The sequence below is a fragment of the Acidobacteriota bacterium genome (assembly GCA_016196065.1).
Taxonomy (GTDB): Bacteria; Acidobacteriota; Terriglobia; order Terriglobales; family Acidobacteriaceae; genus Acidiflorens.
The window spans coordinates 718,235-742,473 of record JACPYL010000025.1 but is presented as its reverse complement, the minus strand read 5'-3'; the positions used below and the strand labels follow the sequence as shown (position 1 = coordinate 742,473).

The window sequence follows — 24,239 nt, the reverse complement described above, 5'->3', positions numbered from 1 at the left end:
GTGCTCGTGGTCGCTGCGGACGACGGTGTAATGCCGCAGACGCTCGAAGCGATTGATCACGCGCACGCGGCGGAAGTTCCGATTATCGTCGCCGTCAATAAAATTGATAAGCCCGAAGCCTTGCCCGATCGCGTCAAGAAACAACTGGGCGATCGCGGGTTGCTCCCCGAAGAATGGGGAGGAACGACGGTATTTGTCGACGTTTCGGCGAAGAAGAAAACCAATCTCAACCTGCTCATGGAAATGATCTGCCTGACGGCAGACCTGCAGGAACTGAGAGCGGTTCCGGGACGCGCGGCCAGCGGCGTTGTGCTGGAAGCGAAACTCGATCGCGGACGTGGCCCGGTCGGCACCATCCTGGTGCAGAACGGTACGCTGAAGACCGGCGATAACTTTGTCGTCGGCAACGTGTTCGGAAAAGTTCGCGCCATGTTTGACGATCGGGGAGCCTCGATGCAGGAAGCTCCGCCGTCGACGCCGGTTGAAATCATTGGACTGGAAGGTCTGCCGCAGGCGGGCGATCAATTCGTGGTGGTGGGTGATCGCGAGAAGGCGCGCGACATCTCCGACTACCGCGGACAAAAAGCCCGCGAAGCCACGCTGGCCAAGAGTTCTCGCGTGTCGCTCGAAGGCCTGTCCGAGCAGCTGCGTACCGCTGGGATGAAGGAATTGAACATCATCCTGAAGGGTGACGTGGGCGGCTCGATCGAAGTGCTTTCCGATCTTCTGGGAAAACTTTCGAACGACAAAGTGCGTTTGAAACTTCTCCGTGCAGGAGTCGGCGCGATCAACGAAGGCGACGTGCTGCTGGCCTCGGCGTCGAATGCCATCATCATCGGCTTCAACGTGCGTCCGGAACGCAAGGCCGCCGAACTGGCCGAGCAGGACAAAGTCGATATTCGCCTGCACTCGATCATTTACGAACTGCAGGATGAGATCAAGCGCGCCATGACCGGCCTGCTCGAACCGACCATCAAGGAAACCTATCAGGGACGCGCCGAAGTGCTCGAAACCTTCCGCATCCCGAAGGTGGGCATGATTGCCGGTTGCCGCGTGGCCGATGGCATCATCCGCCGCGACTCGCAAGTGCGACTGCTGCGCGACGATACGGTCGTGTTCACCGGCAAAGTCTCATCGCTGCGCCGCTTCAAGGACGACGCTTCCCAAGTCACCAATGGCATGGAATGCGGCATCTCGATCGCGAACTTCGGCGACATCAAAGTCGGAGACGTGATCGAAGCGTTCGTGACGGAGAAGGTCGCCGCCGAAGCCATGGCTTAGAAGCAGTGGCTAGTGATTAGGAAAACCGAAGAGGGTGCCCCGTCCAAGCTTAGCTTGGGCGGGGACTTTTTTGTGGCAACGAACAGCGGACTTTGAGAAGAATCCCGCCCAAGGCTAGCTTGGACGGGGCACCTGGCTACTGTGGCGGCTGTATCGTGAACGCGCCGCCGATATCAACATTTGTGTCTGCCTGCAGCATGTATCCAGAATTGGCGGATACCATGTAGAAGATCAAGTTGTTGGAAAGATCATTTACGCTGGCAATAGCGATGCCGCTGGCATCGACGGCGTAAGTGCCCGATAGGTTGTTACTCGTTGCGGTACCCACCGGGGGAACACTGGGGAGATACCCGCTGGCCACGTAGCTGGTTTTAACTGTGCCCGCTCCGTCCGGAGTCCATGTACCCACGCGATCTCGATAAGGCAACTGCTGGTTGGCATCGAATCCATCCATCACGAACGCGTACTGTCCCTTCATGCTGGTATTCGTGAATGCCGACCCTGTCTGCTTGTCCAGAGTTCCATCTTCCACGTTGACCGGATCGTTCACCAGAAAATAAGCGCGCGTCGGACTTACCAGATACATCACTTTTTCATTCGTGATTCCGGTCGATAGATTGAGCAGCGAGTCAACTCGCCCTATGTTATTCACTGCGTATGTGCTTCCTGCGTTGAGAGAAATAGCGGTCGTTGGATTCCCGTCCTGCACCGAGTCGAAGGTCCCCGCTGTAACGTGCCCGGCGCCATCGTTGGTGAAGAGTCCTACCGAGTGAATACCTGCGACGTTCAGTGTGTCCCCGGAACTGCCAAAGACGTAAGTGCCAGTGAGAGACGCGTCCGTGAACGGTCCACCGGTTTGCGCTTCGGCCTGTCCAATCGCCAACGACGATGCCGCTGATGTGTTGAGGAACCGGATTTTCCTGGAGTTCACGACGTAGTATTGATAGCTCGACGAACCGGTGTCATCTGTGATGGTCATCGATCCCCGGCCAGTCGTATTTCCGGGAGCCGCGACGCTGCCGGTAACGGTTAGAGGCGACACGAGTCCGCCGCCGATCAGAGCGTCTCCGGTGCCCGTAATCTGGCCTGAAGCGAGATTCAAAACTCCGACTGTGGAACTGGCACGTGCCAGATCATGTGTCTGATACACGAAAGTGCCCGATGGCACGGCCGCAAAAGCCGAAGCATCCTGTTTTTCGCCTGAACCACCGCTGGTTCCATTGCCATCGGCTTGTTCCATGTAGAAGTGACTCGTGTCACTGAAAGTGATGCGGTAAAGGGACTGGCCGCCGGCTGGAAAGTTGAATAGAACGTTGCCCGTTCCGTCGCTGTTAATCGAGTAGGAGCCACTAATTTGATCGCTGAAGGCGGTGAAATTGATGACTGCGTCATCTGTCCCAGACGTGATGTTTCCGTTGCCGTCTGCCGTGAACACTCCTCCTTCCACAAAAAAGAAAGAATTCAGGAGGTCGGGCGTGCCGATACCCTTTAACGTAAACGCATACTGCCCGTTCAGACTCGATTTGCTGAAGCCGGAGCCATTTCCGCCGCCTCCGCCTCCGCCCGAGTTGCCGTTACCAGAGCCGCATCCCGTTGCCAGAAACAGGACAGAAATTGTCATAATTACCAGCGCCGCGCGCGCGGCACACTTCGTCCTGCTGGGAAACGGATTCATAGGAGTACTCCTGCTATTCGTAAGATGCTTCAAACCCGAATTCTAAAGTAAAGTTTTTGTCGTCGAGGAGGGGAAACGAGGTTACCCATTACACTTTGGTTACTTCGGGGGCGGGACTGCGTACCGCGGATGAGGCTCTCCGCGCCTCGTTCAGCCAAATCACGATCCGGTAGAGCATCAAAACACTTAACACCGCGGCATACTGTAACGGCTTCCGCAGATCAGCTTTCACCAGCCAGATGTAGTGAACCACACCGGCGATCGCAGTGATGTAGATCAAGCGATGGAGTCGCTGCCAGTTTTTCCCGAGCCGCCGGATCCAACCCTGGGTCGAGGTGAACGCGAGCGGGATCATGCACGTGAAAGCAAGAAATCCCACCGTGATGAACGGGCGCTTCACGATGTCCTTGAGCATCTCGTGGTAGTCGAAAAACTTGTCGAGCCACAGGTAGGTTGTGAAGTGGAGGCATCCGTAGAAAAACGCAAACAGGCCGATCATGCGCCGGACGCCGATCAGCCAGTACTGTTTCGTCAGCCTGCGGAGCGGAGTGATCGAAAGCGTGACCATGATCAGGATCAGCGTCCAATCGCCAGTCGAGTGCGTGATGACCTCCACCGGATTTGCGCCGAGGCTGTCATGACGAAACTTCCAGACGAGCCGTCCCAGTGGGATCAGCGCCGATAGGAAGATCAGGAACTTGGTGATGCGCAAGCGGGTCATAGAGGCGATTGCAGAGGCCAGAGGTTGGATTGCAGAGGTAAAGAGCTACGGGCTTCGAGCTTCGAGCCGCGAGCGAACCGAACCCCAGCGACCTGACGATTTGGCTCGCCGCTCGTAGCTCTTCACCTCTGCAATCTGACCTCGCCACCTCTGCCCTTAAAAGTTTTTCTTCAAATCCATTCCCGAATAGAGGCTCACGACCTGGTCGTAGCCGTTGAACATCAGCGTGGGCCGCTTCGTGAATTCGCCGAGGCGCCGCTCGCGTGCCTGGCTCCAGCGGGGATGGTCCACATTTGGATTCACATTCGAATAAAATCCGTATTCGTTCGAGGCCGAGAGTTGCCAGCTGTTCATCGGCTCCTGATCGGTGAAACGGATTCTCACGATCGACTTGGCGCTCTTGAAGCCGTATTTCCACGGAATCACGACGCGCAGAGGCGCTCCATTTTGGTTGGGAAGAGTCTCGCCATACATTCCAAAGCAAAGCAATGCCAGCGGATGCATCGCTTCGTCCATGCGCAGGCCTTCGACGTAGGGCCATTGGAGCACCGGCACGCGCTGGCCGGGCATCTGCTTGGGATCGAGGAGCGTCGTGAACTCAACAAATTTTGCTTTGCCTAGCGGATCTGCGACTTTGATCAACTCACTCAGCGAGAATCCTACCCACGGAACAACGATCGACCACCCCTCTACGCAGCGATGCCGGTAGATTCGTTCTTCGGGCGCGGCCATTTTTATGATCGCGTCTACGTCGAGTTGCAGTTTCTTCTTGACCAGGCCATCGATGGTCACCGTCCACGGACGCGTCTTGAAATTCTTGGCAATGCCCGCCGGTTCATACTTGTCGGTGGAGAACTCATAAAAATTGTTATAGCTGCTGACATCCTTGAACGGAGTTTGCGCTTCGGTGGTGCTGAACGAACTTTTCTTTACGCCGTCAATCTTTGCGTTGGCTTCCGTCACCACTGAAGGCGAGCCAAGTTCCCGAAATGCGAAGCCCGCCGCCGTCGCGACTCCAGCCACGGCTGCGCCCGTGAGGAAACGGCGCCGGTTCAAATAGACATCTTTGGGCGTGATTTCAGAGGAAGCTATATCGGAAGGTTTTTTGAAAAGCATTGCCTGACCCCACTCTCACTATAAAGTACGCGAAACAGACCCACATGGATGTTGGATGTATCCAATGGTCCAATGATTGGAGTCTCAAGACGGAGAATAGTTGCAGCCCTGCGGTTAAAAACGTCAGTTTGATGCCAGCCGAAGGACTTCCCGGACCTTGCGGGCAAGGTTTTGCAGGGTAAAGGGTTTCTGCAGGAATGCAGTTCCTGGATCGAGCGCCCCCTGATGGAGGATCGTGTCTTCGGTATAGCCGGAGAGGTAGAGTACGGCCAGGCGTGGCCGAATCTGGAGCAGCCTTTTCGCCAGTTCACGGCCACCGATCCCGGGCATGATGACGTCGGTGATCAGGATATCGATTTCATCGCGGTGCATTTCGGCGACGCGCAGGCCGCTTTCTCCGTTTTCAGCCTCGAGCACGTGGTAGCCACGCGCCACCAGCGTTTCGCGCACGAGTTCGCGGACCGAGTCTTCGTCCTCGACCAGCAAGATGGTTTCGCAGCCGCCCTTTTCGTTCTCCTGCGCCTTGGCCGGACTCATTGCCTCGGGTGCGTCTTCCACTCGCGGCAAGTAAATATAGAACGTTGTCCCCGTCCCGATTTCACTTTGGGCAAACACGTAGCCGCCGCTCTGCTTCACGATTCCGTAGACGGTCGAGAGCCCGAGTCCGGTGCCTTTGCCTTTTTCCTTGGTGGTGAAAAAAGGTTCGAAAATGCGGGATTGAGTTTCCTTGTCCATGCCAAGTCCGGTATCGACGACCGAGATCACGACATAGCGGCCAGGCTGGATGAATCGATGCTCCCGGAAATTCGGGCGCACCGTGACCTCCGAGCTTTGAATCGTAATTCTGCCTCCATCGGGCATGGCATCTTTGGCATTGACGACCAGGTTCATGATGACCTGTTCGAGTTGTCCGGCATCGGCGCGCGTTCGGCCTGCATCGGGTGCGAGCCGAGTCGCAAGAGTGATGTTCTCGCCAATTAACGGCCGCAATAACCGTTCCATGTCGGCGATCACGGTATTGACGTCGACTACTTTCAGTTCCAGAAGTTGCTTGCGGCTGAATGCCAGCAGTTGCCGGGTCAGAGTGGCGGCGCGATCGGAAGCCTGCTGAATGGAATGTACTTTCTGATACATCGGACTACCCGACTTCAATTCTTCCAGCAGCACTTCGGTATAGCCGTTGATCACCATCAGAAGATTGTTGAAGTCGTGGGCCACGCCACCGGCGAGTCTGCCGACCGCTTCCATCTTCTGTGCCTGGCGAAACTGTTCTTCCAACTGGCGGCGTTCGGTGATGTCCTCAGCGATGATCTCAAGTTCTTCTACCGTGTCCGCGCCACTGACAGGACGCCCACTCAAGCGCACCACGATCACATGGCCATCTTTGGCCCTCCACTGCACCTCAACGCCATTGAGGCTTCCATTGCGGCGGTATTCCTCGGTTAAGCGATCCAGTTCTTGCGCATTGAAGAAGACATCGCGCCGTGGATCGAGTTGCAGAACTTCTTCCACCGAGACATAACCCAGCATAGAAATGAGGGCCGGATTCACATCCAGGAATTTCCCGGCTAACGTGCACCGGTAGATGCCGTAAGCGGCGCTCAGGATCAGCGAGCGGTAGCGCGCCTCAGAGCGCCGTAAGGCTTCTTCATATCGCTTGTGTTCGATGGCAGTCGCAATCTGTTGAGAAACAAACTTCAGGATGTCGCGATCGCGTTCGCCGAAACGGACATTTTCGCTATAGCTCTGGACGACCAGGGCTCCAATACAGCCGTTACTTCCCATGAGAGGAACGCCGAGCCAGTCGAGCGAGGCGGCGCCGATCAGTTCCGCTTCTCCGCGCTGCACAAGCTCTTCGAAGACGCCGGGCGTCGCCAGGAGAGGCTCACCGGTGCGGATGACATGTTCCGTGAGGCCACGTCCCAGGTGCTTGGATGCCGGTGCTCCGTCCTGTTCATCGACGAAGTAAGGGAAATGCAGAAGTTGCTGATCGAAATCGAGAAGCGCGATGTAGAAGTTCCGCGCATACATGAGATGGCCGACGATGTTGTGGATCGCGGCAAAGAACTGTTGCTGATTTTCTACCGAATGCGCGCGTGCTGCGATCGCGTAGAGGGCCGAGTTCAATTCCTCCGCGCGCTTTTGTTCCGTGATATCGCGATAGGAGGCGTAGGTGGCGACTCTGCGACCGTCGACCATCACCGGAGAGGCTGAGACGAGAACGTCCACCAAGGTTCCGTCTTTGCGGAGCCGCCGCGTTTCCAGTGAGAGCTTGTTCCCTTGCGCTACGCTATCGGCGATCCAGACGGTTTCCGCGGAGCGGTCGGGAGGAACGACCAGAGTGTCGATCGTTTTTCCGCAGGTTTCGTCGTGATCAAATCCGAACAGGCGTGTGAATTCGTCGTTGATGCGGATGACTCGCAGATCCAAGTCAAGAATACTGATCGCTTCCGGGGCATTCTCGACAATCTGCTCGAGGTAGGCTTTTTCGATGTCAGCGGAGTGTCCGGCGGAATCGCCGTTGGATCTTGACTCAGGAGAAATGTGCGTCAGGATCGGAGGAAGTCCACGCTGGTGCGCTTCCCGCAGCGTTCTTGCCCGCAGCACTTCGGCTGAAGTGGCTGGCGGGGTGACTTTCTCCCCCATACAGGTTGGTCCCTTCCGGTAGCACCGGCACTAGTGCGATGGTACCCACCTGGATGGGTGGCAGAAAGTTACCGGGGTAATCGGAAATGTTGAGACGATGCCGGTTAGAAGGCGCTGGTCAGAACTTCACAGGTCCGGCGAAGCGTTTGCCGCTGTTCCTCAGTCACAATCAGAAATTCGAATCCGCAGCGCAGGCCTTCGCTGTAGCGTGCGATGGCTCGCACCTTCATCAAATAGGGTGGGACGGGAATGGGAAATTCCATGGAAACAACTTCCCCAACTTTTAATTCCGCACTGAGGGTGGCTCCCACGCCATCTTGCCCCAACTCGCTGGTGCGGCCCCAGAGCGAAATTGTCGAGCCGTCGCGGAATACCGAGAGTTGAATGCGCGCATCCATTGCGTGACGCGGAAAGCGCCGATGCCGGTGATACGCGGGGGCTGTTGCGGCACTGTCGTTGTTCAATCAAACCCTTTCCGCGCTATCGATACTGACATTGCGAATGAAGACCAGCATTCAGTTCCCATGAAGCGCGTAACCCGATTCCAGAGGAAGCTTGCCACCGATTCTGATTACCTGGACGGCGCCAGTAATGGAGTAGATGTCCACCAGCCCAATGGCTCCGGGCATCGACTCGACTTTACGAATGATTTCTTCGTCGCTGTTGCCCAGGATAACCGCCGGCCGGTCCGCCCGGTTGTGATTGGCGGAGGAAATCAACTCGCGCACATCCTGAGAAGTGGCTGCGTAAATCTTGTCTTCCACCATCTTCAGTTCAGGAGTGCCGGGTTGGCGCATCACGATCGTGACTGGCTTTCCGTCAGGCCAATGGCTCATCTGGCCTTTACACACCTTCACCAGGTCCGCCAGAGCGATGGTGGGAAGCGAATTGTTCTTGTTCGATATCAGTGCAACATCCTTACCTGCGGCCGCGGTCGTGAGGGCACCCAGCGCGAGTAAGAGTGCACCAAGTTTCCGCGACAGGGCAATCCTGTTAAGGCCGAAAGCACTCATCTTGTGATTGTGCTTCAGGCGGGGCCCAAGGCTCAACGGCTGAAAGTCCATGTACTAACGAAGGAAAGGGAAGGAATAGCGGCAATTCTCGGAGAAATCGCTTGAAAAGGGGATGGAGGGCGGTGCCCTCCGTAACCGGGAAACGGCGCGTCTACCCACAGGAGACCCGGCAACCTGCGTCTTTGCAGTTGCGGCAGGGGGGAGCCTGTAAAACTGCGTAAACACGCGTGACAATTGGAGCGGCGGCATCTAGCATCATATTTGCATGGCATATCGTTCGAACGCCGCCGAAGCCTGGTATGAAGAGCCTTCGGCTCCGCCACAAGAGCTTCGGATCGATCTGCTCCCACCAGCGTCCCTGACCCAGCCGTTGTGGAAGTCTCTGCTGACCAATCTGCGCCACACATTTGCGCTGGAAAAGCTTCCGCCACTACAACTTACGTCGCGCCCGGTCGATGTTGGCCTGGCCCTCGGCGAGCGCTTGCAGCTGCCCTGGTTTCGGACAGTATTCACCAACATCGGAGACGTAATCTCTCCCGAAACCCTTCCACCCCTCGACCTGGAGTCGGTTCCGGTGGATGTGGGAGAACTGATCACGGACCAGCTCAGCCACTTCTGGTTCAGTTCGCTGCTCCGCAATCTGGCGGATCGGCTGGTTCCAGAGAAATTGCCCACCCTCGAACTGACCTCCAAGCCGGTGACTAATATCATCCCGGAAACTTGGATCCTGCTGCCTGCGTGGTCGGAAGTGATCAGCACTCCCAAGGTGTTTTATCCCGACAAGCCAAAAGCGGAACTATCGACTCTGCCCCCGATAGCTCCAGTCGCCGTTGCTGTTGAGACAGCGCAAACACTACGTTCCGTTGATCCTACCCAAGCGGTTCTGCTGCGAGATTTACGCCGTTCGCGGATTCGCCGGTTTGTCTGGATTGGAATGGCTGCCGCCCAGGCGGTCTACTTGATCGTGATTGCGTTCACGACTCACTAGGCAAACGCGAAATCACTCCCTAAATAGGTCTGTCATCCCGAGCGAAGCGAGGGATCTGTAGTTCGCTGCAAGATGCATATCCCTCGCTTCGCTCGGGATGACAGACTCAGGGAGTTAGAACGTGGTTGAGACAGAGAAGCGGAAGGTCTTGCGCGGTTCGCGCAGAGTGTAGTTGGGGCCGAGTGAATCGATCGTATTTTGATAGGTGTAGTCCGCCGCTCCGAAATGGGTCGCGAACGGGAACATTTCCTTCGTGATGGGTACCGGCGGATTGGTACTGCTGTTCAGACGAAGTGGGTTGTACGCCCAATAAATGCGGAACGGGGCGTTGATTACCGGCAGCATGACTTGCAGTTCGATACCGGTAGACATGCGCGGCACCCAATTGGTGCCAGCGACCGGCTGGAGGAATTGCGAGAATCCAATCTTTTGTCCGCCCGTACATTGGAATGCCGGATCGAGATCGGGGCAGCCGAACAGCGAGTTCTGCAGATCGTTAAACTGGCCAGTATTGATCTTCAACTGCGACTTACGGATGATCGGGTTGACGCCCACGTCCACAAACGGCGCGATCACAACCGGCCCGGCGATCGTGATGCGATATTCAAGGTTTCCGGTCAGGCTTAAGTCGCCTCCGGGAGTCGTCAATTGCTGGAAGGGAACAGGAATATTCCAGCAGTTTGCAACCGGCGCGCAGCGGCCGTTGGCATCTGCACCTACCGGGATACGCGGATCTTTCGGGACAAATGAATTGTCAGGGTTGCGCAGCGATACAACCTGGGTGCTCGGCAAGAAGGCGATCGGCGAGATGGTGCGAATGTCGAATCCGCGGAGATCATTGTCGCCGCCAAGGTAAGCACGCTCAAAGGGTGGCGCAACCACGTTGTTGTATCCCGTGATGAATGATCCCTGCAGGTTATAGCCAATCGCGTTGCGGCGCTTGTTGACCGGGAAAAACTGCTTGTACTGCACGATGGGACGCATCGTGTACACCGTGCCGCCCAGTCCGGAGAACTCACCGCCGAGGAAAATGCTCTTGCCATGATGAGGCTGGTAGGCCGCGTCGAGCGTGTTCATCGTGAAGCTGGGGACGATCTTGCTGGTCACAATCCCGTTCAGCGCGTTGGGACCACTGATACCGCGGAAGTTGATGTTGCTGAACAGAATCTTCGAGGCATCGCTAACCGCCACCAACGACGATCGGTCGAAAGAATAGCTGATGCCAATGCGCTTGAACGATCGACGTAGCGGGTAGCTGACGGAAAAGCTCACGCCGGTGCTCGACTGCGTATAGTTTTGCAGGTTTTGCAACAGGGGAGACGGCAGGTTTAAGTTCTGTCCCGAGGTAATCGAAAGTTGTCGAGCCTGATCGAAGTTCGACTTCCGGGTATAAATCGTGAACCCAGCCTGGATGGGGCGGTCGAATAAGTAGGGCTCAGTAAATCCAAACAGCAAGTCGCGCTGGCGATTGCCCAGACTGGCCTGGACGGAAAGAGTTTCGCCCAGTCCGAGGAAATTGTTGGTGCTGTACGTGAGGCCGATGAAGGCTCCGGCCAGTCCGCTGACGCCGCCTTGGAGTCCGATGCTGTTCTTGCCTTTTTCGTGGACCTTCAGCGTCAGGTCGACAGTACCGTTCTTCTCGTCGAGCTTGCGATCGGTGGTATTGGGATCGTCAGGCTTGAGTTGATCGAAATATCCGAGCTGATTCAGGCGGAGGAGGCTGAGTTCCCAAAGTCGAGAGTTGTAGGTTTGTCCTTCTTCAAGGGCAATTTCGCGGCGGATGACCTTATCGCGCGTCGTCGTGTTGCCCTGGAATTCGATGCGGCGCACGTAGAACTGCTTGCCTTCGTCGACGTCGATTTCGAGGTTCACGGTTTTTTTGTCGTCGTCGAAAGTCGTGTTCGGAACGGGCGTGAAGTTGATGTACCCAGCCTCGCCGTACGCCTTGGTCAGGTTCTGAAGTCCCTTCGCCACTTTCTCGCGGGAGAAGACCTCGCCATCTTTCATGGCAAAGAGACTGCGCAAGGCTGCTTCGTTGGGAATCGCCTTGTTGTTCTTGAAGGTGATCTTGGCCAGGGTGTAGCGCGACCCTTCATCGATGGTCATCGTGATGTCAACGGACTTGCCTGAGCCCTTCTGAAAAAGAGGCACGTGGAAGCCGGTGTGGCCAGTGTCGTGGATGTCCGTCTTCGGGTCGTCGACCAGGACTTTGAAGTAGCCGCGATTCTGAAATTCCGTTCGCACACGCTCTGTGTCTTCGCTGAGTTTGGTCGCGTCGTAGGTCTTGGCGAACAGGCTTTCCAGGAAGATCGACTTCGGGACTCCGATCGGCTTCAGGTTCTTCATGGAAGCGAGCAGAGTGCGGTTATTGATGTGTTTGTTGCCGACGAAGCGAATTTTGCCGACCTTGACCTTGGGACCTTCGCGGATGACAAAAGTCAGGCCAACTGCAGCAGGAGGTATCGGTCGAATCTCGCTCCGGATGGTGGCGAACTGTCGTCCGTGCTCAGCCAGCAGTTCCTTCAGCGTGACTTCGGCTTTCTTGATCTTGGTGGGATCGTACTGGCTCTCGACAGACAGGCTGACCTTGCGCTCCTTGAAGCGGTCCAAGACATCGCTGGTCGAGACCGAACTCAGTCCGGTGTAGTTGATTTCGCGGATGGTCGGGCGTTCCTTCACATAAATGTGGAGAACCCAGCCTTTGGAAGTCTGTTCGCGCTCAAAGCGGATGTCCTCGAAGTAGCCGGTATTCCAAAGCGAGTTGAAGTCGCGTTCGATGGCGGCTACGTCATAAACGTCGCCGGTACGAGTAAAAATGCGCGCTTTGACGGTTTCCGCGGGTATGCGCCGGTTGCCGTGGACCGTAATGCCCACCACCAGATCCTGTTGGGCAAGGGCAGGCAAGGAGAGGAGTAGGAAAGCGAGTATTCCTAATAGTCGTCCCGGGGCGCACCAGTTCCGCCAACCCCTTGAGATAAAAGAGGATGGCAGCGAGCCCCTACGATTGCGCGCACTCGCGCGACGACGCAGGCCCTGGGCGCAAGGGATTTCCTGATGACGGCGATGAATCGCGACTACCTCGAAAAACCTGGAGTTAGGAAAACGGTAATTATACGGTAGAGTCCGGCGGGGCGTCCAAGCGAGAGAGAAACAATCTCTCCGAGTCAGGCCCGAAAAAGCTCCACCTCAACACAGACGGAATAGAACGTCGCCGCGTTGCCCATGTCTGTAAGTTTTTCTGAAGTGAGCACGTTAATGTTGCGATTGCCCTCCCCAAAGCGAGCCCAATCGAGGCGGGCGGCGACCACCCCAGGGGGCACAGACCCATTTACTTTAGCGTTTAAGACGATTTCGCCACGGTGATTGAAAGCGCGAACCCGGTCGCCGTCTTTGATTCCGCGAGACTCGGCGTCCTGCGAATGCATTTCTATGGCTCCGATCAGGGGTTCCAGCTTACGAGTGCCGGGCAGATTGGCAAAAGTCGAATTGAGATGGTTGTCCGGCTTGCGGGACAAGAGTTCGAGCGGGAACCGGGCGGCCTGCGCTCCGTGCCTCGATTCCACGGGCGGCGTGAAAGCAACTACGGGATCCAGTCCTAGATTCTTCAGCGTCTCGCTGTAAAACTCGGCTTTGCCGGATGGCGTCTTGAAATTGCCCTCGGCAAAAGGAAGGAACGGTCGATCTTGCGAAGAAGGGGCATCCCCATTGCCTGAAAAGTTCAGCCGCACATGGCCTTCCCGCTCCAGGCGCTTGCGGGAGAGTCCCTTTAGCCACGGGTTTGGAGAATCGAGAGCGCGCTCGATCATCGTGTCCACGCTTTCGTGGAAGCAGTCGTCATCAAATCCCATGCGCTCGGCGAGACAGCGGAATAGTTCGACATTCGAGCAGCATTCTCCGAGCGGTTCAATGGCCCGGTCTGAAACCTGCAGGTAGTAGTGTCCGTATGCGCCGACCAGTTCTTTATTCTCAAAGAACGTGGTCGCCGGCAGGACGATGTCGGCGTAGTCAGTTGTGTCGGTGAAGAATTGTTCGTGGACGACTGTGAACAGGTCGGCACGTTTCAATCCTCGGATCACTTCATTGTGATCCGGACAGACCGCTGCCGGATTGGAGTTGTAAACAAAAAGCGTGTGCACAGGTGGATCGCCCAGCGAATTCAGTGCGGATCCGAGTTGCACCATGTTGACGATGCGCGCCGCGCGTCCCAGCGACTTTTGCATCAACTCCGGCATTTCGAGCGCAGCCTTATTCAAGCCGAATGCGCCGCTGGTAGAAAGTTGCAATCCACCGCCAACTTCTTTCCACGATCCGGTCAGGCAGGGCAGCATTGCCACAGCCCGCGTAGCCATGCCTCCGTTCTCGGAACGTTGGATCCCGTAATTCACTCGAATCACGGACGGACGCTGGGTGGCATAGTCGGTCGCGAGCTTGCGAATGTCGGCCGCTGAGATTCCCGTCCAGGCAGCGACTTTGGCGAGTGGATACTCCTGCACACGTGCCTTCAGTTGCTCGAAGCCCAACGTGAAACGGGATACATAGTCGGCATCGTAGAGTCCCTCGTTGATGATGACGTTCATCATCCCCAGCGCGAGTGCGGCGTCGGTGCCGGGATTAATCGGCAAGTACCAGTCCGCAAATTTTGCAGTGCGCGTCTTGTAGGGGTCGATCACGACCAGCTTCGCGCCCTTATGGCGAGCCTCTTCGATAAAAGGCCACAGGTGCACATTGTTGCCGTGAATGTTCGCTCCCCAGGCAATGATGGTGCGAGCCTGTGCGAACTGCTCCGGTTCGGTGCCCATCTTCACGCCATAGACAGACGCCAATCCTTCGCCGCCGGCGCTGGAACAGATTGTCCGCTCGAGTTGCGATGCGCCCAGGCGATGGAAGAAACGGCGATCCATGGAAGCGCCGTTCAGGGCTCCGAGCGTGCCGCCATAGGAGTAGGGAAGAACCGCTTCAGGGCCATACTTATCGCTTACTTCGCGAAGGTTGCGTGCAATCTCATCGAGTGCCTCGTCCCAGGTGATGCGCTCGAAAGCCTCGCCGGCGGGTGCCGACTGGCCCGATGGACCCTTGGGGACGCTGTTCTTTCGACGCATCGGGTGGAGCACGCGGTCAGGGGAATAGACGCGATCGAGATACTTGGTGACTTTGGCGCAGAGGAATCCACGCGTGACTGGATGCGCTGGATCGCCTTCAATTTTCGTGGCGCGGCCGCCCTCGATCGTGATCAGGACGCCGCAAGCATCGGGGCAATCGTGAGGACAGGCCGCGTGGACGGTCGAGGACATTTGGGAATTATAAGTTCAATTCGTGGCGAAAGGCACGGGTGCTATGTCCAACTGGTTACGGTTTTTTTGCAGCTGGGGCGCTGAGATATTTCTCCATGGGAATCTCGAAGTACATGAGTTCGTTGCCCCCGGCGTCGCGGACTCCGGTCACGTAGAAATTGGCTCCTGCCAGAGGTGTGGAAATGTCGGACACGTCGAAGAACAAAAAGCCCGATGCGGTGGAATGAGGTTCAACCGACCGCGCACCGAACTGTGCCTGGCTGATTTCGTCCATGGTTTGGCGGCTGACAGCGCCCTTTACTTTCTTGCTTCCAGGCAACGGGATCGGCAATTGCACTCCTGGCCGGTCGTTGCGCGAGGGACGTGACATACGTCGAACCAAGTCATCCGTTTCCGCCGGATAAAGCTTCGTCCGGTTGGTGGTGATGAGTTGTGCCTTCATCCCGGTCAATGCGACGGGCTGATCGCTGTCGTTGGTCACGACGAAAAATACCGGCATATAGCCGTAGCCGTTAAAGTCAGTGCGGAATATCTGCGCCTTGTCCGCCATGTCATAGGGATCAACCGCAATTGCCAGTTTCTCCGTGGGATGATCGTCGTGCGCAGGATAGGTGCTGGCGGCCTGTGCCGCGGGCATGACAAAATCCTTGCCTGCAAGGGCTACCAGGCAGGAAAACAGGACGAACACAACCACGGCGGGGACAATAACTGCGACCCGAATGTTGCTTGATCTGCGCATAGCTGAATTATAGGATGCGCCCGGCCTGCAAAAGCGATGTTCTGTCCATTTAGAATGTGATTTCCCGAATGTATGGGCTCTACAGTGCGCTGCTGTTCCTCTTCCTTCTGCTGACTCTGCCCTATTGGTTGCTGCAGATGCTCCGACATGGGAAGTATCGCGCCGGGCTAAGTCAGAGACTGGGGCGCGTCCCTTCTGCGTTTCTGACCCCGTCGCCGAAGCGCACGATCTGGGTGCACGCTGTTTCCGTGGGAGAAGTGGTTGCGTCAAGCGCGGTGATCGAAGCTCTGCAGGCGAAATTCCCCAGCCACCGCATGGTGGTCTCGACGACGACCGATACGGGACAAAAGCTCGCCGCACGCCGATTCGGCGCGGACAACGTGATTTATTTTCCGCTCGACTTCGGCTTTGCAATCCGTCCGTATCTGGCGGCCTTGCGTCCGGAACTGGTGGTCATTGCAGAGACCGAGTTCTGGCCGAATTTTCTACTGCTTACAAAACGCAGTGGCGCGCGCGTAGCCGTCATCAATAGCCGTATTTCCGATCGCTCGCTGCCGGGATACCAGCGTTTGCACTTCTGGTTGCCGGCCGTGCTCAAGAATATCGACCTGTTTCTGGCGCAGAACGAAGAAGATGGCCGGCGGTTGATTGAAATTGGTGCGTCAGCGGAACGCGTCTCGGTCACGGGAAATCTGAAATTTGATGTCGCCCCTCCCCCTGCTCCCGCTATTGTGGCGAGCCTTCGCGACAGTGTGCGCGAGTCGGCAACTGGGCCCGTACTGGTCTGCGGCAGCACGGTTGAAGACGAAGAGGGTTCATTGCTCTCAGCGTTTCGCAATCTCCTGGTCGATCACCCCAAAGCAGTGATGATTCTGGCGCCGCGCCATCCTGAGCGTTTCGTCGAAGTCGCCGAATTGGTGGAGAAGCTTGGCTTTCGCATGTTGCGGCGTTCGTTGTGGAGCGGAGAACCGCTGGCAGGAAGCGTGTTCCTGGTGGACAGCATCGGGGAACTTGCGGCGCTCTATTCGCTCGCGACGGTAGCTTTCGTCGGCGGAAGCCTGGTGCCGCGCGGCGGGCACAACATCCTTGAACCGGCGATGTATGGTGTGCCCGTGGTTACGGGCAACCATTACGAAAATTTTCGTGACATCGTCAATTACTTTCGCGAGCGCAATGCCGTCCGCGTGGTTGGACTAGCGGAATTGCCGCTGGTGTTCATGGAACTGATCGAAAATGCCGGCGAGCGGGATACCCTGGGCCGGAATGCTTTGGCCGCGCTCGAGTCGCAGCGCGGTGCGACCGTCAGAACCGTGGATGCACTGGTTCAATTAATGAGCACTCCAACGGCGACAAAGGGTTCAGCATGAATCCGCTGAGCGCTCTTTACGGTGCGGGCATTGGCTTGCGCAATCGTCTGTTTGATCGTGGAGTGCTTCCCGCGATGCGACTGGAACAGCCAGTCGTGAGCGTGGGTAATCTGTCGACTGGGGGCGCTGGCAAGACGCCATTTGTAATTGCTCTCGGCGAATTGTTGAAGGAGAGGGGCGTTTCGTTCGACGTCCTTTCACGCGGCTATGGACGGAAGACGCGCGGCGTACGCATCGTGGATCCCCGCGGGAGTGCATCTGATTTCGGCGATGAGCCGCTGCTGATCGCAAGGAAGTTGGGAGCGCCAGTGGTGGTGGGGGAAAGCCGCTACGAGGCAGGTCGCCTTGCCGAGCAGAAATTTCAGGCGCAACTCCATCTATTGGACGACGGTCTTCAACATCGTTCTTTGGCTCGTGACTTCGACATCGTACTGATGACCGAGGCTGACTTGCAGGATGCTCTATTGCCGATCGGACGCCTGCGTGAGCCGATGTCTGCATTGCGACGGGCGGACGCCATCCTGTTGCCGCAGGGGTTGGCAGTTGAAAGTGCCCGGATTCATGAAAAGCCTGTTTGGCGAGTGACGAGGGAGTTAGTACTTGCCGAGGCCCCTGCTTCGCCAATCGTGTTTTGCGGGCTTGCTCGTCCGGAACAGTTCTTTGCGCAAGTACGAGAGTGTGGCGTTGCGCCGGCCGCGGAGGTTGCTTTCCGCGATCATCACGCGTACGCAGATCGTGAAATCCAAAGCCTGCTCACGATGAAGAGTAAACTCGGGGCGCAGGGTTTTGTGACCACCGAAAAAGATGGGATCAATCTGGGAGCACTGCGATCCCAGCTCGAACCTCTTGTCGTCGCGACCTTGAAGTTGACCATCGACCATCCAGTTACGCTTGTGGATACAATTCTCGCGAGAATTGCGGAGCGGAAGCCGCGCTCGTGAGAAAATCTTAGGTTCATCATGGCTAAGCACAGTAGAGAGAACGATCGCCTGCGCAAGATTGTGGAGGCGTTTCCCAAGAAAACGGTCACCGTCATGGGCGACCTGGTGGCGGACGAATTTGTGTTCGGTGAAATCTCGCGGGTGTCCCGCGAGGCGCCGGTACTGATCCTGAAGCACCGTGATCGCAAAGTGGTTCCGGGCGGCGCCGCGAATGCGATCTGCAACCTCGCGGACCTCGGCGTCACGGTCCTCCCCGTCGGAGTGGTTGGTGACGACGAAGCAGGCAAGCTGTTGCTGCGCGCATTCCGTCATCGCCGTATTCCCGTCAGCGGTGTGCTCAAAGACAAGAGTTATACGACCGTGACCAAGACGCGCATTCTGGCTGGCTTTGCGCATACAGCCGGGCAGCAAGTAGTCCGTCTGGACCGCGAGCCCGCCGAAGGACCAAATTCGCATCTGCGCCGCGAGCTCGTACTTTCGACGCGCGAATATGCGCGTGCTTCGGACGCCTTGCTGGTTTCGGACTACGGCTACGGTGCGGCGACCCCAACGTTGTTGAATGCGGTTCGCGAAAAGCGCGGGATCGACCGCGTGCCGGTCACGCTCGATTCGCGCCATCGCATGCTCAAGTTTTCGGGAATCACTGCGGCTACGCCTAACGAAGCGGAAGTGGAAGACGTCCTCGGCATCCGCATTGGCGATGATTGGGATCGATTGGTAGCGGCGGGCGAACAGATTGTTGGGGAGATGAAACTGGAATCCCTCCTCATCACTCGTGGCAAAGACGGCATGGTTGCTTTTCCGCGGCGCCATAAGGCGATCGACATTCCGATCTTCGGCAGCGACGAGGTAGCAGATGTTACCGGAGCAGGCGACACCGTGATTGCGACGTTCACTGCCGCTCTCGCCGCGGGCGCGGACACGGAAGAAGCCGCCCAGCTCGCGAATTATGCGGGGGGCATCGTGGTGATGAAGCGTGGAACGGCCACGGTCACGCAAAAGGAATTGCTTCAGGCGCTGGATCAAGCTGCGCCTGTGAATCGACAGCATTGACATCCGTCCTGCAAAAGATTCTTACTCGCGAACAACTGCAAGACCGCGTCGCGGAATGGCGACGATCCGGTGCGCGCATTACTCTCGCCAATGGATGCTTCGACGTACTGCATGTCGGGCACGTGCGTTATCTGCATGCGGCTCGCGAGTTGGGCGGCAAACTGGTTGTGGCCGTGAACTCGGACGAATCGGTCCGCACACTGAAGGGCACGGGTCGTCCGGTGATGCCCGCCGAAGAGCGTGCGGAAATTCTGTCGGCTCTCGCCGACGTCGATGCGGTCGTTATTTTTCCTGAAAAGGATGTGCGCGCCATCATCCGCGAAATTCGTCCCGACTTTCAGGCTAAGGGCACTGACTATACGGTCGAAAGCGTTCCCGAGCGAGCCGAGGTGGAAGCGTGCGGTGGACGAGTGGCCATCGTGGGCGATCCCAAGGATCACTCGGCGACCGAGATTATCCGCACCCGGCTCACTCCGCGGAGCACGTAAGCCCGCATGACCTCCGATGCTCCCACCACCGTCGAGCGGCCACCGTTTGAGCGCCTGCTGGTGGTTCGCCTCGGCGCGATGGGAGACATCATTCATGCTCTGCCCGCGGTGGCAGCGCTTCGCGAAGCTTTCCCTGACATCACGATTGGATGGCTGGTTGAAGAACGCTGGGCGGAACTGCTCTGCACGCTCCGTTATCCGCGATCTGGAAAACGCTCGGCCCAGCGTCCATGGGTCGATCGAGTGCATACGGTCAACACAAAGGCATGGCGGCGCTCGCTCTTCGCTTTCAAGACGTGGAATCAGGTTGCAGTCGCGGTGAGTGAGTTGCGCGGAATCAAGTACGAAGTGGCGGTGGATTTCCAGGGCGCGGTCCGTTCGGCGTTGCTGGCGCGCTGGTCAGGCGCCGGTGTTGTCTATGGTGATGTACAGCCTCGTGAAAACGCCGCCAGCATGTGGTATACGCGCAAGATTGCGACCTCGGGGTCTCATGTTGTGCAACAGGCGCTCTCGCTGGCGCAAGCGGTGACGCAGCGTCCCGTGACAGGGCCCGCGCCGGAAGTTGCGTTTCCACACGATCCCGACGCGGAGAATAAGATTAGTGCGCTGATCGGGGACGCGCGCGATTTTGCGATTCTCAATCCCGGCGCCGGCTGGGGAGCCAAGCAATGGCCGGCGGAGCGCTATGGAGCGGTGGCGCGGGGACTTTCGCAAGATGGAGTGCGGTCGCTGATCAACTTTGGTCCGGGCGAAGAAGAGCTGGCGGTCGAAGTTGAAACCGCGAGTGCGGGCGCGGCACGGAAGATATCATGTTCAATTTCCGAGTTGATTGCGCTTACGCGGCGCGCCCGGTTATTTATCGGAGGCGATACGGGCCCTATGCATTTGGCCGCGGCCCTGAAAATTCCGGTCGTAGCGATTTTTGGACCGACGAACCCGGCGCGTAACGGCCCCTTTGGCACGGTTGCGTCCGTGCTGCGGAGCGCGAGCAGTGCGACGAGTCATGCGCGCCTTCGCGAGCCGGAGAAAGGGCTGCTGGAAATTTCTTGCGAGGAAGTTGTTGCGGCAGCGCGTAAGCTTCTGGGTGGCCATCATGGTTGACACAGTGCAGCCCGAGTCTCGACCGCCGTTTTCAGACTGGTCGCGCGTTGCCCGGCGCATTCGAGTGCCTCTGAGCTTCGCGTTTGCAATTGCCTACGTATGGCTTGCTCATCCCACGTGGAGTTCCTTGCTGGCGGGCGGTTTGCTGCTTATCCCCGGGCTCCTTCTGCGGGGCTTGGCGTCGGGCCACGTCCAAAAAGATAAGCAACTTACTACCAGCGGACCCTACGCGTACACACGCAATCCGCTGTACCTGGGATCGATCATCATGGCCGTGGGTTTTGCAATCGCAGCGCGCAATGAGTGGATCCCCGCGATGCTGATCGTGATATTCATCGTGATCTATGTTCCGGTGATCGCGGGCGAGGAGCGCTACCTTCGCCAGACATTCCCGGAATACGCCGACTACGCGAAAAACGTGCCTCGCCTCGCGACGCGTTTTACTCGTTACGGCACGCAGCGTGGCTCGTTTTCGTCGGAGCGATATTGGAAACACCGTGAATACCAGGCCGTCATCGGCTGCCTTGCCGTGTTGGCCATTCTGGTCGTGAAGTTGATGTTAGGAAAATGAAATGCGGAGTCGGGGCAAGCTCCGTCTCTACAGGGTTCTTCTCAGGGGTCAGATATTCTGCTGAACCAACAGCAAAGTTTCGGACTGAACCGCTGCATCATCGCCGAAACCCTGCAGCCAGTGGACTTCCGGTTCGCGGCGAAACCATGTCATCTGGCGTTTCGCGTAGTTGCGGTGAGCCTGCTGCGCGGCTAACAACGCCTGTGTGTGATCGACCTCGCCGCTGAGAACCTGCATCGCCTGCTTGTAGCCTAGCGAAGCCATGGGCCGCGCATGATCGCCGTATTTCTTCCAGAGTTGCTCTGTTTCGGCGATCAATCCCTGTTTAAACATCTTCTCTGCGCGGCTGTTGATGCGCTTGTAAAGTCCTTCGCGCGCAGGGTTCAGTCCGAGCCGCAAAATGCGATAGCCCCGTAAAGGTTCGCGGCCTTCCTGCCACAGGTCAGTCATCGGACGGCGCGTAGCGAGGGACACTTCGATGGCCCGGATCACTTTCGGGATATCGTTCGCGTGAATGCGTTCCGCAGCCGTACGGTCCAGCCGTTGCAGAATGCGGTGAATCCGCTCGGGGCCACTCTTCTCGGCGCGTTGACGCAATTTGTTGCGCAAATCCCCCGATCGCTGTGGTCCGACAAAGAGTCCTTCGAGCAGTGCGCGAAGATAGAGTCCCGTGCCGCCGCTGACGATGGGCAAGAGTCCTTTCACGGCGATCTCGCGTATCGCGTCACGTGCCTGACGGGAATATTCTCCAGCGGTGACATCTTCGGTGGGCGCAACGAAATCGAGCAGATGATGCGGGATCTCAGCACGTTCGGCCAGGGTGGGCTTGGCGGTGCCGATCTCGAATTCGCGATACATCGCGACGGAATCACAGTTGACGATCTCGCCAGGGAAGCGCCGTGCGATGGCTAATGCGAGCGCCGTCTTCCCGCTCGCAGTTGGACCGAGGACCACGACCAGCAACGGTTCGCGAGGCAGCAACGTCAGCGAATACTCCAATTGATGTAGGACCAGTAGCGGGCGATCGTCAAAATCAGCAGCAGGACTCCGATCAGCAGCAACCCGGTGGCTTCGGCAGCGTAGGCATGATGCTGATGCCGGTGCTTGTCATCATGCGAGGGTTTAGGAGTGGGTGCAGGCACGGCGATATTGTATCCCGATTGGGGCGAGTTCAGGCGAGACGTTGCGAGGATCCGCGGTTGTCGAATCACTACTTCTCCGCAGTGTAAACTTGGGCGAAGTTATGTCGACCCCAGCATCCAGCGGCGAATCAGGGCTTCTGCGCTTCGGACTTTTCGAAGTGGACCTGGCGGCTGGAGAACTCCGCAAAAATGGCGCTCGCCTGCGTCTGCAGGAACAGCCCTTCCAGGTCCTTGTCGTCCTGCTTGAAAATGCGGGACGGGTAGTGACGCGGGAAGACCTTCGGCAAAAAATCTGGCCAGCTGACACGTTCGTCGATTTTGATCACAGCTTGAGCACGGCTATAAACAAAGTTCGCGAAGCGCTCGGCGATTCTGCGTCCAGTCCGCGCTTCGTCGAAACACTCGCGCGGCGGGGATACCGTTTCATTGCGCCCGTCAATGGCATGGAAGGCCTCGCTTCTACGAGTCCCACCACGGCGGGCAGCGACGCAAAGCCAGACAGCGAATCTGTCCATCCAGGTCTTGATGTGCCCATGCCGCATCGCGGAATGGTGCGCGCCTTGTTCGCGCTGCTCCAGGTCATGTATCTCGTTTTTTATGTGAACGCGCTGCATCACTTGAGCGGAGTGGACCGGGTGGCTACCGACTCTCTGCCGTACTGGGCTGCTCGCTTGATTGTGATCGCGGTGCTGGTAACAGGCGCGACCGGGATCCCATTGCGCTTCTACCTTCTCTCGGCCGTGGGGTTCGATTTCCGCAAGTTGGGAGAAACTTTCCCGCGGCTTTTCCCCGTTGTGCTCGCGATGGATCAGCTTTGGGCAATCGCTCCTTTCCTGCTCTTGTCACAGATCGGAATCGGCCTTGCCTTTGCTGCGACCGCAGCTCTGCTGTACGTTCCATTCTCCGAACGAACGCTAGTGCGCATGGCCTATCCGTCGCGCGCATGAAGTTCGGGCCACCATCGAAGGCCTCCGTCTGATCGCAAAAAAAATGACCACTGCCGGACGCGCCGACAGTGGCCGCAGGGAGAATTATGGCACTCAGAAGTGGAGTGCGAGGATAGGCGACCTACAGTCTCCGGCCGGGTGAGTAAATAGGACGACGTACGCCAACAGGGACCTCATTTTGCCGTTACCGAATGAGCTGATCCAGGCCGGGAATCCAACACCCGCCAATCTTGGCGCTTGCATATCTTCTTCCCACAGATTTTTGTTCCAAGCGGCGGCCAGTCGATCCTGAGACGTTCGCGGGCGCTGGTTGGCCGCGCGTTGCGGATCAACCTGCTGGCATGCGGACGTGTAGTTTGGGAAATCTACAAATTGTGTAACTCCCAGTAGCTTCACCAGATCGCGAAACGATTCACGCGAGTGCGTTTCGCACTGGTCCAGCGGGTCATCCAACTGGGCGGGTTCAATCACAACTCTTACGAGGGGAGTCTCGACGTTCAATGGTACGGGGTTGAGCGTTCCGGTATCGGGTGTGCCGGATATCGAGAATCCTGTCAGACTGCTCACGGCATAGCGCAGGGAAACAGCGGTGATGTGATTGCCCTGCGTGGAAGCGGGCGGCGGATAGGTGCCACCGACGCGACTCTCGGCACGTCCTCCCGGGATGTACGCGTCCGGTTTCGGAAGCCGGACGGCGTATCGCAAGCCTGTGGCATCGAGCGTGTGCTGCAGCCCCGCTGGCGTGACCTGAGCCTGCACGATATCCGGGTCGAGCGTGCCCGCGCCGGCAGTCGTGGTCGGCAACGACAGAGTGTAGATGCCGGAAGCGAGAGTCTGTGCGTTCGAGGCTTTCACGTACAGGTCAAGGTGGCCCTGCGCCTTGGGGGCTAGAGCCAGTACTCCGTTGGGGTCTTGGGGATCGGGCGCAAAGGCCCATGGGCCCTCAAATTGAATAAAAACCGTTGTCGGAGCAATGTCTGCGGATAGCGTTCGTGGTGAGCTCCTGGAGTTGGTACTGGATGGTTTCTGATTGCACGCGACGAAGAGCAATGCCACCAGGGAAATTCCGACAAGCGCCAGAGGCTTGGCGGAACAATGGCGCGGATGCGTCATAGCGTTCCTCTTTTCTGATTTAGATTTTTCTAGCGATCGTGCAGGG

21 protein-coding genes are annotated in these 24,239 nt (G+C 57.5%); 9 read left to right on the top strand and 12 right to left on the bottom strand.

Annotated elements, in window-relative coordinates:
* Window positions 1–1,281, top strand: a 1,281-nt coding sequence (infB, locus tag HY010_21055) for a translation initiation factor IF-2 (protein ID MBI3478231.1), incomplete at its 5' end; no start/stop codon positions are given.
* 136 nt (window positions 1,282–1,417) lie between these two features.
* On the opposite strand, the gene HY010_21050 is transcribed toward infB, so the two are convergent.
* The 6 genes from HY010_21050 to HY010_21025 form a co-directional block, all read right to left on the bottom strand.
* Window positions 1,418–2,956, bottom strand: a complete 1,539-nt coding sequence (locus HY010_21050) for a hypothetical protein (GenBank protein ID MBI3478230.1) — start codon at window positions 2,954–2,956, stop codon at window positions 1,418–1,420.
* Window positions 2,957–3,044: 88 nt separating this feature from the next.
* Entirely contained in the window at window positions 3,045–3,677 is a 633-nt protein-coding gene (locus HY010_21045; GenBank protein MBI3478229.1) for a sulfoxide reductase heme-binding subunit YedZ, read from the bottom strand.
* A 156-nt stretch (window positions 3,678–3,833) separates the two neighbouring features.
* Window positions 3,834–4,793 (bottom strand): protein-methionine-sulfoxide reductase catalytic subunit MsrP, encoded by a 960-nt coding sequence (gene msrP, locus HY010_21040; GenBank protein ID MBI3478228.1) that lies wholly within the window; start codon window positions 4,791–4,793, stop codon window positions 3,834–3,836.
* Window positions 4,794–4,916: 123 nt separating this feature from the next.
* The gene (locus HY010_21035; protein MBI3478227.1) at window positions 4,917–7,439 is read right to left on the bottom strand and encodes a PAS domain S-box protein; all 2,523 of its coding nucleotides are present in this window, start codon (window positions 7,437–7,439) and stop codon (window positions 4,917–4,919) included.
* A 104-nt stretch (window positions 7,440–7,543) separates the two neighbouring features.
* A complete protein-coding gene (locus tag HY010_21030; GenBank protein MBI3478226.1) occupies window positions 7,544–7,903 on the bottom strand; it encodes a PilZ domain-containing protein in 360 nt (119 codons plus the stop codon).
* Between the two features lie 51 nt (window positions 7,904–7,954).
* Window positions 7,955–8,452 carry a hypothetical protein gene (locus HY010_21025; protein MBI3478225.1) on the bottom strand — a complete coding sequence of 166 codons (498 nt, stop codon included), beginning with the start codon at window positions 8,450–8,452 and terminating at the stop codon, window positions 7,955–7,957.
* Between the two features lie 265 nt (window positions 8,453–8,717).
* On the opposite strand from HY010_21025, the gene HY010_21020 reads away from it, so the two are divergent.
* The gene (locus HY010_21020; GenBank protein MBI3478224.1) at window positions 8,718–9,440 is read left to right on the top strand and encodes a hypothetical protein; all 723 of its coding nucleotides are present in this window, start codon (window positions 8,718–8,720) and stop codon (window positions 9,438–9,440) included.
* A 114-nt stretch (window positions 9,441–9,554) separates the two neighbouring features.
* On the opposite strand, the gene bamA is transcribed toward HY010_21020, so the two are convergent.
* The 3 genes from bamA to HY010_21005 all read right to left on the bottom strand — a co-directional run bounded on the left by bamA (window position 9,555) and on the right by HY010_21005 (window position 15,470).
* Complete coding sequence (gene bamA, locus HY010_21015) at window positions 9,555–12,344, bottom strand: outer membrane protein assembly factor BamA (GenBank protein ID MBI3478223.1); 2,790 nt, start codon at window positions 12,342–12,344, stop codon at window positions 9,555–9,557.
* Between the two features lie 260 nt (window positions 12,345–12,604).
* A complete protein-coding gene (locus HY010_21010) occupies window positions 12,605–14,731 on the bottom strand; it encodes a molybdopterin-dependent oxidoreductase (GenBank protein ID MBI3478222.1) in 2,127 nt (708 codons plus the stop codon).
* 55 nt (window positions 14,732–14,786) lie between these two features.
* A complete protein-coding gene (locus HY010_21005) occupies window positions 14,787–15,470 on the bottom strand; it encodes a hypothetical protein (GenBank protein ID MBI3478221.1) in 684 nt (227 codons plus the stop codon).
* A 68-nt stretch (window positions 15,471–15,538) separates the two neighbouring features.
* Between HY010_21005 and HY010_21000 the strand changes: the two genes are divergently transcribed.
* From HY010_21000 to HY010_20975, 6 genes are read left to right on the top strand one after another with little or no spacing between them, the layout of a single operon-like run.
* On the top strand, window positions 15,539–16,837 hold the full coding sequence (locus HY010_21000) for a 3-deoxy-D-manno-octulosonic acid transferase (protein ID MBI3478220.1): 1,299 nt from the start codon (window positions 15,539–15,541) through the stop codon (window positions 16,835–16,837).
* Window positions 16,834–17,778, top strand: a complete 945-nt coding sequence (gene lpxK, locus HY010_20995) for a tetraacyldisaccharide 4'-kinase (protein ID MBI3478219.1) — start codon at window positions 16,834–16,836, stop codon at window positions 17,776–17,778. Before HY010_21000 ends, lpxK begins: the two co-directional genes overlap by 4 nt.
* An 18-nt stretch (window positions 17,779–17,796) precedes the next feature.
* Window positions 17,797–18,831 (top strand): hypothetical protein, encoded by a 1,035-nt coding sequence (locus tag HY010_20990; protein ID MBI3478218.1) that lies wholly within the window; start codon window positions 17,797–17,799, stop codon window positions 18,829–18,831.
* 8 nt (window positions 18,832–18,839) lie between these two features.
* Window positions 18,840–19,319, top strand: a complete 480-nt coding sequence (locus HY010_20985; GenBank protein MBI3478217.1) for an adenylyltransferase/cytidyltransferase family protein — start codon at window positions 18,840–18,842, stop codon at window positions 19,317–19,319.
* A 6-nt stretch (window positions 19,320–19,325) separates the two neighbouring features.
* On the top strand, window positions 19,326–20,420 hold the full coding sequence (locus HY010_20980; GenBank protein MBI3478216.1) for a glycosyltransferase family 9 protein: 1,095 nt from the start codon (window positions 19,326–19,328) through the stop codon (window positions 20,418–20,420).
* Window positions 20,413–20,991, top strand: coding sequence for an isoprenylcysteine carboxylmethyltransferase family protein (locus HY010_20975; GenBank protein ID MBI3478215.1), 579 nt, complete (start codon window positions 20,413–20,415; stop codon window positions 20,989–20,991). Before HY010_20980 ends, HY010_20975 begins: the two co-directional genes overlap by 8 nt.
* Before the next feature lie 48 nt (window positions 20,992–21,039).
* Here HY010_20975 and miaA read toward each other — a convergent pair whose 3' ends face one another.
* Window positions 21,040–21,954 (bottom strand): tRNA (adenosine(37)-N6)-dimethylallyltransferase MiaA, encoded by a 915-nt coding sequence (gene miaA, locus HY010_20970; GenBank protein MBI3478214.1) that lies wholly within the window; start codon window positions 21,952–21,954, stop codon window positions 21,040–21,042.
* A gap of 20 nt (window positions 21,955–21,974) precedes the next feature.
* Window positions 21,975–22,202, bottom strand: a complete 228-nt coding sequence (locus HY010_20965; protein MBI3478213.1) for a hypothetical protein — start codon at window positions 22,200–22,202, stop codon at window positions 21,975–21,977.
* 32 nt (window positions 22,203–22,234) lie between these two features.
* Here HY010_20965 and HY010_20960 point away from each other — a divergent pair, with 32 nt between their 5' ends.
* Window positions 22,235–23,080: a winged helix-turn-helix domain-containing protein gene (locus HY010_20960; protein ID MBI3478212.1), complete on the top strand. Its 846-nt coding sequence runs from the start codon at window positions 22,235–22,237 to the stop codon at window positions 23,078–23,080.
* 93 nt (window positions 23,081–23,173) lie between these two features.
* Here HY010_20960 and HY010_20955 read toward each other — a convergent pair whose 3' ends face one another.
* The gene (locus HY010_20955) at window positions 23,174–24,193 is read right to left on the bottom strand and encodes a hypothetical protein (protein MBI3478211.1); all 1,020 of its coding nucleotides are present in this window, start codon (window positions 24,191–24,193) and stop codon (window positions 23,174–23,176) included.
* Between the last annotated feature and the right edge of the window lie 46 nt (window positions 24,194–24,239).